This window comes from Rhodoferax sp. (genome assembly GCF_028688795.1).
Classification (GTDB): Bacteria; Pseudomonadota; Gammaproteobacteria; order Burkholderiales; family Burkholderiaceae_C; genus Rhodoferax.
Map to the genome: position 1 here is coordinate 16997 of NZ_JAQTXM010000001.1, position 14309 is coordinate 31305.

General features: G+C 55.8%; 13 protein-coding genes and 1 pseudogene. 6 read left to right on the forward strand and 8 right to left on the reverse strand.

Annotated features, from left to right (window positions below; translation table 11 throughout):
* Positions 1–4 precede the first annotated feature (4 nt).
* The 6 genes and pseudogenes from PHQ58_RS00110 to PHQ58_RS00135 form a co-directional block, all read right to left on the reverse strand.
* A complete protein-coding gene (locus PHQ58_RS00110) occupies positions 5–1024 on the reverse strand; it encodes an O-methyltransferase (RefSeq protein WP_300105532.1) in 1020 nt (339 codons plus the stop codon).
* Positions 994–2385, reverse strand: a complete 1392-nt coding sequence (locus tag PHQ58_RS00115; protein WP_300105534.1) for an ATP-binding protein — start codon at positions 2383–2385, stop codon at positions 994–996. The genes PHQ58_RS00110 and PHQ58_RS00115 overlap by 31 nt, the downstream gene beginning before the upstream one ends.
* A gap of 41 nt (positions 2386–2426) precedes the next feature.
* The gene (locus PHQ58_RS00120; RefSeq protein WP_300105536.1) at positions 2427–4289 is read right to left on the reverse strand and encodes a 3'-5' exonuclease; all 1863 of its coding nucleotides are present in this window, start codon (positions 4287–4289) and stop codon (positions 2427–2429) included.
* Between the two features lie 111 nt (positions 4290–4400).
* Positions 4401–4475, reverse strand: a pseudogene (locus PHQ58_RS00125) (hydrolase Nlp/P60); the annotation flags it as partial.
* Between the two features lie 114 nt (positions 4476–4589).
* The gene (locus PHQ58_RS00130) at positions 4590–5780 is read right to left on the reverse strand and encodes a serine hydrolase (protein WP_300105538.1); all 1191 of its coding nucleotides are present in this window, start codon (positions 5778–5780) and stop codon (positions 4590–4592) included.
* A 49-nt stretch (positions 5781–5829) separates the two neighbouring features.
* Positions 5830–6711: an ion transporter gene (locus PHQ58_RS00135; protein ID WP_300105540.1), complete on the reverse strand. Its 882-nt coding sequence runs from the start codon at positions 6709–6711 to the stop codon at positions 5830–5832.
* Between the two features lie 246 nt (positions 6712–6957).
* On the opposite strand from PHQ58_RS00135, the gene PHQ58_RS00140 reads away from it, so the two are divergent.
* The 4 genes from PHQ58_RS00140 to PHQ58_RS00155 all read left to right on the forward strand — a co-directional run bounded on the left by PHQ58_RS00140 (position 6958) and on the right by PHQ58_RS00155 (position 11196).
* Positions 6958–7992, forward strand: coding sequence for an amino acid ABC transporter substrate-binding protein (locus PHQ58_RS00140; protein WP_300105542.1), 1035 nt, complete (start codon positions 6958–6960; stop codon positions 7990–7992).
* Positions 7993–8123: 131 nt separating this feature from the next.
* On the forward strand, positions 8124–9299 hold the full coding sequence (locus tag PHQ58_RS00145) for an ABC transporter permease subunit (RefSeq protein WP_300105544.1): 1176 nt from the start codon (positions 8124–8126) through the stop codon (positions 9297–9299).
* Between the two features lie 13 nt (positions 9300–9312).
* The gene (locus tag PHQ58_RS00150) at positions 9313–10416 is read left to right on the forward strand and encodes an amino acid ABC transporter permease (protein WP_300105546.1); all 1104 of its coding nucleotides are present in this window, start codon (positions 9313–9315) and stop codon (positions 10414–10416) included.
* 21 nt (positions 10417–10437) lie between these two features.
* The gene (locus tag PHQ58_RS00155) at positions 10438–11196 is read left to right on the forward strand and encodes an amino acid ABC transporter ATP-binding protein (protein WP_300105548.1); all 759 of its coding nucleotides are present in this window, start codon (positions 10438–10440) and stop codon (positions 11194–11196) included.
* A gap of 89 nt (positions 11197–11285) precedes the next feature.
* Here the strand turns inward: PHQ58_RS00155 and PHQ58_RS00160 are convergent, their stop codons facing one another.
* Together PHQ58_RS00160 and pmbA are read right to left on the reverse strand one after the other, a co-directional pair.
* Positions 11286–11540 carry a TIGR03643 family protein gene (locus PHQ58_RS00160; protein ID WP_300105549.1) on the reverse strand — a complete coding sequence of 85 codons (255 nt, stop codon included), beginning with the start codon at positions 11538–11540 and terminating at the stop codon, positions 11286–11288.
* Between the two features lies 1 nt (position 11541).
* The gene (gene pmbA, locus PHQ58_RS00165) at positions 11542–12969 is read right to left on the reverse strand and encodes a metalloprotease PmbA (protein ID WP_300105551.1); all 1428 of its coding nucleotides are present in this window, start codon (positions 12967–12969) and stop codon (positions 11542–11544) included.
* Positions 12970–12991: 22 nt separating this feature from the next.
* On the opposite strand from pmbA, the gene yjgA reads away from it, so the two are divergent.
* Both yjgA and mog read left to right on the forward strand, forming a co-directional pair.
* Positions 12992–13645 carry a ribosome biogenesis factor YjgA gene (yjgA, locus tag PHQ58_RS00170; protein WP_300105553.1) on the forward strand — a complete coding sequence of 218 codons (654 nt, stop codon included), beginning with the start codon at positions 12992–12994 and terminating at the stop codon, positions 13643–13645.
* A complete protein-coding gene (gene mog, locus PHQ58_RS00175; protein ID WP_300105555.1) occupies positions 13642–14247 on the forward strand; it encodes a molybdopterin adenylyltransferase in 606 nt (201 codons plus the stop codon). Before yjgA ends, mog begins: the two co-directional genes overlap by 4 nt.
* Positions 14248–14309: the final 62 nt, after the last annotated feature.

The window sequence follows — 14309 nt, forward strand, 5'->3', positions numbered from 1 at the left end:
GAAACTACAGAACGACGCGGGAAAACAATGGGTAAGCTCGATAGAACTGTGAATAATTAGCAAGCAGCAACTTGGCCGCGTACTCCCCGCCACTTTCACTTGGGCAATATCCCAATTTTTCAACCAACAGTTCACCTGCATTTTCTGTTCTACCAATGGGCAACGCTGTATCGAGCGTAAGTCTCTCTTTTGTTGATAACGCAGGTACGCTGATTACCAATGGTGGTGACCAATCTAAATTTTTGAAGGCCCAGTGAGCGATTCGTGACTTCTCCAAAAAAAGGGACTTATCTAAATCATTCTTTGCGTCCAGTATGACGCCAGTAACGGTCAACATTGGATGCCCACCATCTTGATAAACGAACGCTGAAAGTGGCTGAAAGTAATCACCAGATACTCTTGCCGACAACCCACCAAGAGCACTATGGATAGCTTTTAAAAGTGTTGCTGGATATTTTTTAGGTAGGATGTCATCTTCATCCAAATTAAATTTACAAAGATCGCCAAGACACCTTTTTAGCTTTTCAAGCTTTTCCTCAATCGTTGCATTCCCACCTAATGTTTCGGGATTTGCATTTAAGGTTATTTTGGCAATGTCGAACTTGCCTAGCTTACTTACCAGAAGTCGAAACTCGGCCAGTTGGCCATAAAGACCGCGTGGTGTTGTGTAGTCTAACCAAACGATATTGTGTTTGTCGAAATCGTGAGAAATCAAAAACTCCCCACTCTTACATTTTCTTATCTCAATAAAATCTGCTGGACTATTGAACGCTTGCCGTTTGCAAACATTTTCATCCATTTCGATTGAGATCATCTTACTAATGCGGAGCGCTGCGTGTAGTGCTTTAAAGTCCTCCAAGAAGGGTCCGCCAAATCCAATGTATGTGTAGTCAGATATATTTTCCACCCTACCAACCCGAACAAGGAGTTCGATGAATAGATTGCGTTCAATGGCTTTATTTTCACGAAGATGGTATGCGATTGCGCCCCCGCTCATATTGCCTTCGCTTTCCTCAAAGCCCATTCAAAGCTCGCGACACCTACATCGCCCGCCTTCGCTTTAGCATCACCCAACAAGCAATCACCAAGGAAAGAAACCTCCTCAATTGGTCGAGAAAATTGAATTCTTCGACTTCGACTTTCACTCGGTGGATCTGGAAGAATTGGTACAAATCGCTTGCCACCAATTCCTTTACGTACATCCTTCCATTTCTCGGGCGGAATAGAAAGAGCTGCTTTACGGATATCAACTGAAGCAGCTTGACTCTGAATTGCATCGCGTTCTGGAGTTTGACCTTTCCATTTATTCGTGAAGTTTGTGAAATGCTTTAGGGCCTCACGCATGATTTCTTTAATCTGACCAAAAAGTTCTGAGTTTTGATCTACCCCTCGCTTAGTCGTCGTAACAGGAAGCTTCAATGCATCATTACTTCTGAAAATAACTACTCCGGCAAGTGCAGTGAACTGACTGTGATAAGCAGGGACACCTGCTTCACCCCAACCTGTCATTCTGGTTTTATCGGCCGCGACCACCACGCGATCATTACAGATAATCGTCCATCCGGCACTTTCTTTGTTCCGCAACCCCTTTTCGCTATCGTCTTGCTCCTGATCAGTAGGAAACCTTTCATAAAGGCCCATCATTAACTTAACGCTTACCCCCCCTGACTCGACCTCATAAATATAGGGCTGTATGCCTTTGGAATTACTGTCAAATGCGGCTGTATCAAGCAACGTTTGTATAGTTGTCGCGTGAACAATTTTTCCATTGATCTTTATTTCAAATCCCTTTTCTATGATGTAGCTGTAGTGTTTTTGCACTACTTCGTAGAAATCATCAATGAAGCCGCCTTTTTGTTCTGAAAAGGCAATAGCAACAGGCTGATGTAGCTTGTCAAGTTTGATCGTTGTCCCAATCACTTGTTGACGGCTAGAATCATCCACAAGATCCAATTCCCATCTGTCATCATCTTCCATCCATGCACTATCTATGGTTACAGAGAATTGACCAGTTTTATGATGACTTGCGATTATGCAATTCGTACCGAGCTTGAAAATAGCACGCTTCATTCCGATGCCATAGACACCCACCGTAGCAAGATCTGAATCACGGTCCTTTTCCATTCTCCCGAATCGGAATGCATATTTCTCAGCGGTTGCTCTTGTCATACCACCGCAGTTGTCCGCTATTTGAAATTCTGTCGAACTGAGATTTATATGGGCATGAAAACCGCTATAAGGTTGTTCATCTGTGACTTTCCCAGTGCGGATTGCTCCATCAACACTATTGTCTAGCAAGTCAAGAATTGCATCGCCAAGGTCAATATCGCGGGTAAGCATTTCAACAAAGAACCGCTTAGCTGGAAATGCTGAAGCTTTTGACATAGATTCCTTTCAAAGATAATTTTAAATATATTTACTGAAGTCTAACAACCAAACGCGTCGCCGACTTTGGAGGGGAACGCATGCACGGGATTCAGAAACTTTCCGTAATCTCCCGCACCACTCGCCCCAATCACCAACCGCTGCGTCGCCCGCGTCGCCCCCACATAAAACAACCTCGCCTCGTCCCGCTCATCCTCCCCCGCAGCAGGCATCTGCCCCACCCCCATCAGCGCTACCACGGGGAACTTCATTCCTTTGCTGGCGTGCATGGTCATCACCTTGATGGTGTCCTCATGCGGGTGAAAGCTGCCGGAGCCTTTGCGCATCTCATGCGGCAGTTGCCAGCGGCTCAGGGCCTGGGCGCATTCGTCCATCTCGTGGTGGTGGCGGCACAGCACGGCCATGTCGACCCAGGCGTGGCCCTCTTGGTGTGCGGAATTCAGCAGGTTGGCAATCTTGGTGGCTTCAGCGCGCAGGGTGGGCAAGCGGATGATCAGCGGCGCCTCGCCGTCGCGCCCGCAGCTGATGGGCTTGAGCAGCGGAATACCGTCGTCGTCCTTGTCATCGGCGGTCAGCAGGTCCGCCGCAATCAGGCTGGCGGTTTGCAGTATCTGGCGGGTATTGCGGTAGTTGATTTTCAGAATGGTGGTGCGGCCTTGCGCCTGGATGCCCACGCTTTTGAAGCTGAATTGTTTGCTGCGGCTGCGCTCGTAAATGCTTTGCGCATCGTCGTACAGCACCAGCAGGCTGTTGGTGCTGGGGTCCACCATTTGCGTGACCAGTTTGAGCCACTCGGGGGCAAAGTCGTGGCCTTCGTCGATCAGCACCGCTTGGTATTGGCCGCTAGGAATTTGCTTGCGGTCCACGCCGCCGATGACGCGCTGCACCATGTCATGCATCTTCGCTTCCACCGGCATGTTGTGTGCGGGCAGGGTTTGCCCAAAGGCCACCAGTTGGTCGCGGCACCATTTATGAAAATGCTGCGCATGCACTCGGTCGGCCAGCCCTTTGGCCTGCATCACCGAGTCCAGCTTGACGGCCAGCGGCTCGTTGTAGCAAAGGATCAGGATCGGTTTGCTGGCCTGCGTGTGGGCCTTGGCCAGGTACTCGGCGCGGTAGCCCAGGATCATGGTTTTGCCGGAACCGGCCACGCCATGAATCACGCGGTGGCCGTCGCCCAAGCTGCGCGCCAGTTGTTCTTGCTGCAGGTCCAGCACGCGCATGATGTCGGGCAACTCGGCGTCCACATCGCTGTCGTCAAACAGCGCGCCTTGCGTTTGCACGCGCACTTCGGGGAACATGATCCAGCGCACGCGGTCGAGTTGCGGCAGGCTCATGACGCCGCCAAATGAATGAGGGAACATGTGCCACAGCCGCTGCTGAAATTCCTCAACGTCAGCGGACTCTTCCATTTCGTCTTTGCAGATGACGTAATGCGGCTCGATGGCGTCGCCCAGTCCGGCGGCGTCAAACTGTTTGCGAGTGATGCGGGTCAAGACCACGCCGTGCCCCCACGGAAAGGCGAGCTTGCCTTGGTGGGCACCAGCGGGTTGCACCAGTTGCGGGTCGCGCTCCAGCGCGTTCACCACTTGAATGGCGCAGTGCCGCGCCTGCGCCAGCGGGTTCATCACCACTCTGACTTGCCCGCCGGGAATGATCTCCCACATCTGCCGGGTGACGCGCTGAATGGTTTCCAGCTTCCAGTCCTTGGTTTCCAGAATTAGCAGGCCGCGCCTTGGGTGTAGCAGCACAAAGTCGGGGTGCGTTTGCTTGGGGCCGATGGGCACGTCGTACCAGAGGAGGTAGTCGTCGTCAAGTTTTTGTTCGAGCCGTTCGGCCAGGCGTTTTTCGCCCGACGTCATGCGCGATACGCAAGCGCCAAGCGCCGGTATCAAGGTAGCCATTGTTGTTATCCCGTCCCTGAGATTGTTTTCAAGCATTATGGAGGATTCGCAATGCGCCTCTTGCTCATCTGTGGCAGGCCTTCCGGCTGGTTACCGCGGCGCGCCCTCAAGGCCGATGAGCCCGCTGCAGTAAAAGCCTGATTCCGGCGTATTGACGCCATAGCTGTAGGGCGTGCCGACAAGGCCGAACAAAATCACAGAAAAGACAGAGGCTGGGCTGGGCAGCAGCCAGCCAAATACTATATTATTAATAGCTAGTTGCTCTTATCTTATAAGGGCTACAGCCGTATTTCTTATAAATTAGTCCAGCACAGCGGCATACACCATGTCACGAAACAGCATGCGGTAATACTCGCGCTGGTTGGGCGCTTGCAGCATCAAAATGGCAAACAGGTCCAGCGCGGGGTCGACAAAAAAGGTGGTGCCGGCCAGGCCGCCCCAAAAATAAGTGCCGACCGAGCCCGGCACCGGCGCCACACCCAGATGTTTGCGCACGGCAAAACCCAAGCCAAAACCGTGCCCGGCAGGCAATAGCGAACGTGAGCCGGAGCTGAACACGCCAATGTCGCCCAAGTGGTCGGTGGTCATGAAGTCCACGGTGCGCGGGCCCAGCAGGCGCACACCAGAGAGCTCGCCACGGTTCAGCATGAACTGCAAAAAGCGTGCGTAGTCCATGGCAGTTGAGGTCAGCCCGCCGCCGCCCGACGCCAGCGCCGCATCGCTGCGGACATCAATCACGCGCATTTGCACACCGCCATCGGGGTCGCGCGCAAACGGCTCGGCGATGAGTTCGTGGTGCTGCTCTTGCACATGAAACGCGGTGTCTGTCATGCCCAGCGGCTCGAAGATGCGCTCACGCAAAAAGGCTTGCAGGGTTTGGCCGGACACCACTTCAATGACGCGCCCCAGCACGTCGGTGGCGCGGCTGTATTCAAACGCGGTGCCGGGCTCAAAGATCAAGGGCAGGCTGGCGAGTTGCTGGGTGAAGTCACTCAAGCTGCGCTCGCGTGAGCCTATGCGCAGTTGGGTGTACTGGCGCTGCACCGGGGTGCTGCCCAAAAATTCGTAGGTCATGCCAGCGGTGTGGCGCAGCAAGTCATGCAAGGTGGCGGCGTGGCGTGCCGGCTGTAACTGCACCTCGCCATCGGTCAAGGTGGCCACTTGCTGGGCGGCAAACTCGGGCAAATGGCGCGCCACCGGGTCGTTGAGCAGCAGTTTGCCTTCTTCCATGAGCATCATGACCGCCACCGAGACAATCGGTTTGGTCATGGAATAGATGCGAAAGCGCGCGTCGCGGTGCATGGTGCTGCCAGTGGCTGGGTTGAGCTGGCCAACGCTGTCATACAAGGCGAGTTGGCCGTGCCGCGCAATCACGGCCACTGCACCGGGCAGGCGCTTTTTATCGACCTCGGCTTGCAAAACGTCCATCAAACGCTGCAGGCGCTGTGGGCACAGGCCCACTTTTTCAGGGGCAACGGGTTTCAAAGGCATGGCAACTCATCCTAAAATTTTTTCATATGCTAGCGCAGCGTGTCATCGCCTATGAGGTTTGGGGCGCGTCCTGGGCGTAGTCTGGCAAGCGGGCACCACAGTGAAGGCAATAGTTGGCTTCAGGCATGTGGCCTTCGGTCAGGCATTCCTGGCAGGTGCGCGTGGTGGTGATGGTGGCGGTGGGGGCGCGGCGGGCGAAGGCCATCTCGGCCGTGACAATGCCCGTGGGCACGGCCAGCGTGCCCCAGCCGAGCAACATCATGGCAGACGCAATCAGCCGCCCAAAGTCGGTTTTTGGCGTGATGTCGCCAAAGCCCACCGTGGTCATGGTGGTGATGGCCCAGTACACCGCAATGGGAATGCTGGTGAAACCATTTTCCGGGCCTTCCACCACATACATCAGCGTGCCAATCACCAGCACAATCATCATCACAGCGGCCAAAAACACCATGATCTTGCGGCGACTGGAGCGCAGCGCTTGGCCAATGGCATGGTATTCCGAAACATAAGCGGTGAGCTTAAAGATACGGAACACCCGCAGCAGCCGCAGCACACGCACGTCAATCAACGCGCCCACCTCAGGCACCAGCAGCGCCAGGTAGGTGGGCAGCAAGGCCAGCAGGTCAACCACACCGTAAAAGCTCAGGGCATACCGCATGGGGTGGCGCACGCAGGCCAGGCGCGCCACATATTCAAGCGTGAACACCAGGGTAAACAGCCACTCCATCACGGTGAACTCGCGGTGAAACCGCAGGCTGATGCCATGCACGCTGTCAGCCACCACCACCGCCACACTGGCCAGAATGACGGCAATCAAAGCTTGGTCAAAGCGGCGGCCGGCACGTGTGTCGGCCTCAAAAATCACGGTGTAAAAATGCAAGCGCCAGCCGGTCAGCGGCTTGCCGAGCACATCAGCTTTGGTATTCGCCATCAATCCATTTCCTAAAGTTGACTTGCCATCATGGGGTTGCAAGATTGCGCACAATCATGGCACGCTTACTGCTAGCATTTTCGAGGCAAGCGAATTGAATGAAGTTATAAACAAATTGCATAAAGCTCAAGCGTAAACCCGTATGAAGTGCACATTGGTGCACTGTTACAGTGCCATTCTTGATGAATTTGCAGTTTGTTTCATCAACATTTGAATGTTTTATTTTTTCAACTGGAGTCAAAACCCATGCGTAATAGCAATCTAAAAACAATGGCTGTCGTTGCAGCTGCTCTCGGTACCTTGGCCGCCCTCCCCGCCCATGCCGGCAAAACCCTCGACGGCATCAAGGCCCGCGGCCAAGTGGTGTGCGGCGTCAACACCGGCCTGGCTGGTTTTGGTGCAGCCGACTCTGCCGGCAAATGGTCTGGCCTGGATGTGGATGTCTGCCGTGCCATTGCTGCTGCAACCTTGGGCGACGCTGAAAAGGTGAAATACGTGCCCTTGAACGCACAGCAGCGTTTTACGGCACTGCAATCTGGCGAAGTCGACGTGCTGTCGCGCAACACCACGTTTACCCTGACACGTGATGCTTCTCTGGGCATGAACGCCACCGCCGTGACCTACTACGACGGCCAAGGCTTCATGGTGCCAGTCAAGAGCAAGATCAAGAGCGCCAAGCAGCTCAAAGGTCAAACCGTGTGTGTGCAGTCCGGCACCACCACCGAGAAGAATTTGACCGACTTCTCCAAGGCCGCTGGCCTGAACATCAAACCCGTGGTGTTCGAGAAACTTGAAGCCGCTGAAAACGCCTACTTCACCGGTCGCTGCATTGCTTACACCACCGATGCGTCCGGCCTGGCATCGACCCGTAACAAGGTTGCCAAAGACCCCAAAGAACACATCATCTTGCCTGAACTGATCTCCAAAGAACCCCTTGGCCCAATGGTGCGCCGTGGCGACGACGAATGGTTTGCCATTGTGAAATGGACCATTTACGGCCTGCTGGAAGCGGAAGAGTACGGCATCACCCAAGCCAACGTGGATGCCTTGAAAGCCACCAGCAAAGACCCCGTGGTGCAACGCATTCTGGGCACCTCTGAAGACACTGGTAAATTGTTGGGCCTGAGCAAAGACTGGATGGGCAACGCCATCAAGGCCACCGGCAACTACGGTGAAATTTTCGAGCGCAATGTCGGCCCGAAATCACCTTTGGGCTTGCCCCGTGGCGTCAACAACCAGTGGAACAAGGGCGGTCTGATGTACGCCTACCCGGTTCGTTAATTTAACGAGCCTGCGCAACAAGCGCCGCCTGATGTCGTCACAAGCGATTCAAGCGGCGCTTTTTTTATAAAGCATCCGACCAGATGCAGACGATGTGTCTTACTTAGCCGCCACATGGCCCCCCAAGCACAATGACTTCAAACACTCCTCCCAAAAAAAATAACTGGTCCTGGCGCAGCCAGGCTTTCCGGGGCCTGATTTACCAGGTGATCGCCATTGCGGCCATCGCCGGTGTCGTCTGGTTCCTGGCCCACAACACACTTGTCAATATGCGAGTGCGTGGCATCCAGAGCGGCTTTGACTTTTTGAACCAAGCCGCCGGCTTTGACATTGGTGAAAGCCTGTACCCCTTCGATTCAGCGGAGCCTTATTGGCAAGCCTTTTTGGTCGGCGTAACCAACACACTGCGCGTGGCCGTGCTGGGCATCATTCTGGCCACAGTGCTGGGCACTTTGCTGGGCGTTGGCCGCTTTTCACGCAATGCCCTGGTGCGCGGCATCTGCCTGTCTTATGTGGAATTTTTTCGCAACATTCCCGTGCTGCTGCAATTGCTCATGTGGTACGTGATCCTGACCGAGGTGCTGCCTACTTCAGCTGATGCCTGGGTCGCTGGCCCCTTCTTTTTAAGCAAGGGCGGGCTGAATTTCCCCATCCCCGTTTGGGGCACCGGGCAGCTCTGGGCGGCTTACGGCTTGCTGCCAGGGCTGCTGCTGGCCTGGGCTTACCGGCGTTGGGCCATCCGGCAATTTGAAGCCACGGGCAAGCCACGCAGCATGGTTTTGCTGCCCCTGGCCGTGTTGCTCGTCGCTAGTCTGGCAGGTTGGGCCTTGGGCGGCGCCCCCACAGAGTTCAACCGCCCGGTCAAAGGTGATTTTTCGATTGAGAACGGCGGCGCACTCACCCCAGAATTTCTGGCCGTGCTGATGGGCTTAACGCTCTACACCGCATCCTTCATTGCCGAGGTGGTGCGCGGTGGTATTGCGTCTGTGGCACGCGGCCAAGGCGAGGCGGCTTCTGCCCTGGGGCTCAACCGCAACCAGGAAATGCGGCTCGTGATGCTGCCGCAAGCCTTGCGCGTGATCATCCCCCCCCTCACCAACCAATACCTGAATTTGACCAAAAACTCGTCGCTGGCGGTGGCCATTGGCTACCCCGATGTGGTGTCCATTGCCAACACTGCGCTAAACCAGACCGGCCGCGCCGTGGAATGTATTTCCATCGTCATGCTGGTGTACCTGATCACCTCGCTGGGCACGTCGCTCTTGATGAACTGGTACAACAGCCGTGCGGCAATCAAGGAACGTTGAAGTGAGCTACACCATGAACACCACTACTTTTAAACCGATTGCAGCACGTCCGGCCCCGGTCAATACCGAAGGCCCGGTGGCCTGGGTCAAAGCCAATTTGCTGGCCGACTGGAAAACGTCGCTGGCCACCGTGACCATTGCCGCAGTCCTGTTGTGGCTGGTGCCACAAATCATCAACTGGGCCATCGTCAAGGCGGTCTGGGCACCCAACTATGAAGCCTGCCGGGCTGACGGTGCGGGCGCCTGCTGGGGCGTGATCACGGAAAAATACCGCATCATCATTTTTGGCCGTTACCCATTTGAAGAGCAATGGCGCCCACTCGTAGCCACCACGCTACTGATTGGCCTGCTGGTGGCCAGCTGCATGCGCATGTTCTGGAAGGCATGGCTACCCGTGTTGTGGGTTGCGGTGTTGGGTGTCTTCTTTGCGTTGATGTATGGCAACACCTTGGGCTTGAGCCAGGTCGACACTGACCGCTGGGGCGGGCTGCCGCTGACCATTTTGCTGGCCTCACTGTCTTTGGTGATGTCGTTCCCATTGGCGTTGCTGATCGCGCTTGGGCGGCGCTCCAACTTGCCCGCCATCCGCAGCTTTTGCACCATTTATGTGGAGCTGATTCGCGGTGTGCCGCTGATTTCGGTGCTGTTCATGGCGTCGTTCATGTTCCCCTTGTTCATGCCGCCGGGCGTCAAGATTGATGTGCTGATCCGGGTTCTGGTGGGTATCACCCTGTTTGCAGCAGCCTATTCGGCTGAGGTGATTCGCGGCGGCTTGCAGGCCGTACCCAAGGGCCAGGTTGAGGCAGCCGCCACGCTGGGCCTGAGCTACTGGCAAACGCAACGCAAGATTGTGCTGCCACAAGCGCTGGCTATGGTGGTGCCGGGCATCATGAACAACTTCATTTCCACCTTCAAAGATACCTCATTGGTGACCATTGTGAGCCTGTATGAGTTGACCGGCGCCATGAGCCTGGCGCTCAATTCAGACGCCAACTGGCGGCCGTTCACCATTGAAGGCTACATCTTTATTGCGCTGATTTACTTTGTGTTTTGCTTCTCCATGTCGCGCTACAGCCACTGGGTTGAAACGCAAGTCAACAAAAGCAAACTTCGCTGAACATTATTTTGAAAAAATATCATGGCTGATACATCAACCCCCTCCCCCATCATCACCTTCGACAAAGTCAACAAGTGGTACGGCAACAACTTTCATGTGTTGCGCGACATTGACCTGACTGTGGCCAAAGGCGAACGCATCGTGATTTGCGGGCCCTCAGGCTCCGGCAAATCCACCCTGATCCGCTGCATCAATCGCCTGGAAGAACACCAGCAAGGCCACCTGACGGTGGACGGCACCGAACTCACTGACGATGTCAAGTCCATCGACAAAGTTCGCAAAGAAGTCGGCATGGTGTTCCAGCAGTTCAACCTGTTCCCCCACTTGACCGTGCTGGAAAACCTGACCTTGTCACCGATGTGGGTGGGCAAATTGCCCAAAAAAGAGGCCGAAGAAAAGGCCATGATCCAGCTCAACCGCGTGCGCATTGCCGAGCAGGCCAACAAATACCCGTTGCAGCTCTCAGGTGGTCAGCAACAGCGCGTGGCCATTGCCCGTGCCCTGTGCCTGAAACCAAAAATCATGCTGTTTGACGAACCCACCAGCGCGCTTGACCCCGAAATGATCAAGGAAGTGCTGGACGTGATGATCGAAATGGCCAACGAAGGCATCACCATGCTGTGTGTTACGCACGAAATGGGCTTTGCCAAGGCCGTGGCCGACCGCGTGATCTTCATGGACCAGGGCCAAATCGTCGAGCAAAACAACCCGCACGACTTTTTCAACAACCCGCAAAACGAACGCAGCAAAGACTTCTTGTCGAAGATTCTGGGGCATTAAGCGCCACGCAGCCGGAGCTTTGCCAGCATCCACTGCCCCGGCTGGGCCACCCATAGGCTAAATCTTCAGGTCGACGTTGGCCAGAGCGACTACTGACGCGTGTGGCTTGCGCGGTGTCGCTGCACATTGCCATCACGCAGCGCCGCGTGTTTGGTCGCGCGGCCGGCCATGCGTTTGCGCCACATGCGAAAAGAAGACGGTTTCATGTGCAGCCGCATCAGTGACACCACCGCAGACTCGTTCAGGCAAAACTGAACCTCAATCGCCTCGAATGTGGTGCGATCTTCCCAAGCCATTTCAACAATGCGGGAAATGTCCGCATCGGTCAGCGGCAGCTGATTCACCTCAGCTCCCCGCCACCTTCATCTTGTTGACCAAAATCGACCCCACAGTTTTGGCGCCATAGTTATACGTGTCAGCACCAACCGCAACGATGCCCTTGAGCATGGCCTTCATGTTGCCGGCAATGGTGATCTCATGCACCGGGTAAGCAATGCGGCCGTTTTCCACCCAAAAACCACTGGCGCCGCGTGAATAATCACCGGTGACGTAATTGACACCACTGCCCATTAGTTCGGTGACGAACAAGCCAGTACCCAAACGCTGCAACATGGCATCCAGGTCGTCGCCCGCACGCGTCTGGCGCGAGCTAAGCACCAGGTTGTGCGAGCCACCCGCATTGCCGGTGGTTTTCATGCCCAGTTTGCGGGCGGAATAACTGCCCAAAAAGTAACCCTGCACTTTGCCGGCTTCAACCACGCTGCGCGCCTGCACCCGCACGCCTTCATCATCAAACGGTGAGCTGCCCTTGCCACGCTTGATGAACGGGTCTTCCAAAATGTCGATGTGTTTTGGAAACACAGACTTGCCCAACGAATCCATCAAAAAAGTGCTTTTACGGTAAAGGGCACCACCGCTGATGGCCTGCACAAAGCTCCCCAACAGGCCAGCGGCCAGCGGCGACTCAAACAACACCGGGCACTCGGTGGTGGCAATCTTGCGCGCCTTGAGCCGGCTCAATGCACGCTCTGCGGCATAACGGCCGACGGCCTCAGGCGAAGCCAGCTCCAACGCATCGCGCTGCGAGCTGTACCAGGCATCACGCTGCATGTCGTCGCCCTTGCCCGCAATCGGCGACACCGACAGCGAATGGCGTGAACTGGCATAACCACCCCTGAACCCGTGCGTGTGCGCACTGAAAAAGTGCGACTGCTGGGCTGACACGCCAGCGCCTTCGCTGTTGGTGATGCGTTTGTCCACCTTGAGCGCCGCCGCTTCGGTCTCAAGCGCAATCAGTGCGGCTTGCTCGCTGGTGATGGCCCAGGGGAAAAATAACTCAAGGTCTGTGCGCTGCTCTTGGGGCGGCGCAATGTCTGCCTCGTCGGGCAACGCGGCAAACGGGTCTTCTGCCGTGAAGCGGGCAATGTCAAATGCGGCCTGCACGGTTTGCTTGATGGCAGCCAGCGAAAAATCAGAGGTACTGGCATTGCCGCGGCGTTGCCCCATGTGCACCGTGATGCCAAGGGATTTGTCGCGGTTTCGCTCGACGTTTTCCAGCTCACCCTTGCGCACCGAAACGCTCAGGCCGCAGCCCTCGGAGGCGTGTGCGGCGGCGTCGGTAGCCCCAAGTTTCTTGGCATGGCTGATGGCGCTGTCGACCAAACCTTCAAAAAAGGCACGGCTGTAGGCAAAACCGCTGTCGGGCTGGGCTGCAATGGGGCGGAGAGCGCGGCGCGCAGGGGCTGCGCGCGAAGTCGTGTTGGATTTTTTCATGGCGCGGCTATGATACTTGGCTATGTCAAGAAAACTTAAAAAAGGCTATTTTGTGCGCGGTGAGTTCGTAGCCGAGGGCAGCGAACGCGATATTGAGCTTAAAGCCGAGCTCAAAGGCACCGACGACCAAAGCCGCACCGACCTGAAACGCGAAAGCACCGAGCTGCAAAAAATCGGGGCCGAGTTGTTGACCCTGCGCGCTGATCTGCTGGCGCGCCTGGCCCTGTCTGAAAAATTCCAGGACGCCATTGCAGAGGCCAAGCGCATCACCAACTTTGAAGGCAAGCGCCGCCTGATGCAGTACATCGGCAAGATGATGCGCAAGCTCGAACCTGAGGTGCTGGAAGCGGTCAAAAAGGCGATTGATGAGCAGGCCAACGGCTCAGCGTCAGACAACCTGGCGCTGCACCAAGCCGAGGTTTGGCGTGACCGTCTGGTTGCCGTTGATGACGCCGCCGAGCAATGGATTGCACTGAACCCTGGCACCGACACACAACAACTGCGCGCCCTGATTCGCCAGGCGCGCAAAGATGCCAAACCTGAAAAACCCGGCGCTGCCCCGCGCCATGGCCGTGCGTACAGGGACATTTTTCAACTGGTGCGCGAGCACCTAACCGCTATTCCCACGCGTGAGCCTGAGCCACCTGTCTTTAACCCAGCCAACGAGGCGTCATGAACACGCCAGCCGCCAACCCCTACCCACCGGTCAAGATAGGTATTGTGTCGGTGAGCGACCGCGCCTCAAGCGGGGTCTACGTCGACAAAGGACTGCCCGCCCTGCAAGACTGGCTGACCCGCGCCCTGAAAAACCCGCTGCAGTTTGAGCCGCGCCTGATCCCCGACGAACAAGCCGCTATTCAAGCCGCGTTGATTGAGCTGGTGGACGCCGGTTGCGCCCTGGTTTTGACCACCGGGGGTACCGGCCCGGCCCTGCGCGACGTCACCCCTGAGGCCACATTGGCCGTGTCCCACAAAGAGATGCCGGGCTTTGGCGAGCAAATGCGCCAAATCAGCCTGAACTTTGTGCCCACTGCCATCCTGTCAAGGCAAGTGGCGGTGATCCGGGACAAAACCCTCATCATCAACCTGCCCGGCCAGCCCAAATCGATTGCCGAAACGCTGGAAGGCCTGCGTGACGCCGATGGCAAATCAGTCGTCCCTGGTATCTTCGCCGCCGTGCCTTACTGCATTGACCTGATTGGCGGGCCGTACCTGGAAGCTGATGAGGCCGTGTGCAAAGCCTTTCGACCAAAAACCGCCGTGCGCACATTTTCTTAAAGAAAATCAGCCTCTAGCCCTTTAAGATATTGTGTAAGCAGCTACGAATAATGCAGCAACTT

Coding starts and splice junctions, on each gene's coding strand:
- PHQ58_RS00155 (WP_300105548.1), top strand. CDS start 10,438: ATGGCTGATACATCAACCCCCTCCCCCATCATCACCTTCGACAAAGTC.
- PHQ58_RS00145 (WP_300105544.1), top strand. CDS start 8,124: ATGACTTCAAACACTCCTCCCAAAAAAAATAACTGGTCCTGGCGCAGC.
- PHQ58_RS00130 (WP_300105538.1), bottom strand. CDS start 5,780: ATGCCTTTGAAACCCGTTGCCCCTGAAAAAGTGGGCCTGTGCCCACAG.
- yjgA (WP_300105553.1), top strand. CDS start 12,992: ATGTCAAGAAAACTTAAAAAAGGCTATTTTGTGCGCGGTGAGTTCGTA.
- PHQ58_RS00110 (WP_300105532.1), bottom strand. CDS start 1,024: ATGGGCTTTGAGGAAAGCGAAGGCAATATGAGCGGGGGCGCAATCGCA.
- PHQ58_RS00150 (WP_300105546.1), top strand. CDS start 9,313: ATGAACACCACTACTTTTAAACCGATTGCAGCACGTCCGGCCCCGGTC.
- PHQ58_RS00115 (WP_300105534.1), bottom strand. CDS start 2,385: ATGTCAAAAGCTTCAGCATTTCCAGCTAAGCGGTTCTTTGTTGAAATG.
- PHQ58_RS00120 (WP_300105536.1), bottom strand. CDS start 4,289: ATGGCTACCTTGATACCGGCGCTTGGCGCTTGCGTATCGCGCATGACG.
- PHQ58_RS00140 (WP_300105542.1), top strand. CDS start 6,958: ATGCGTAATAGCAATCTAAAAACAATGGCTGTCGTTGCAGCTGCTCTC.
- mog (WP_300105555.1), top strand. CDS start 13,642: ATGAACACGCCAGCCGCCAACCCCTACCCACCGGTCAAGATAGGTATT.
- pmbA (WP_300105551.1), bottom strand. CDS start 12,969: ATGAAAAAATCCAACACGACTTCGCGCGCAGCCCCTGCGCGCCGCGCT.
- PHQ58_RS00135 (WP_300105540.1), bottom strand. CDS start 6,711: ATGGCGAATACCAAAGCTGATGTGCTCGGCAAGCCGCTGACCGGCTGG.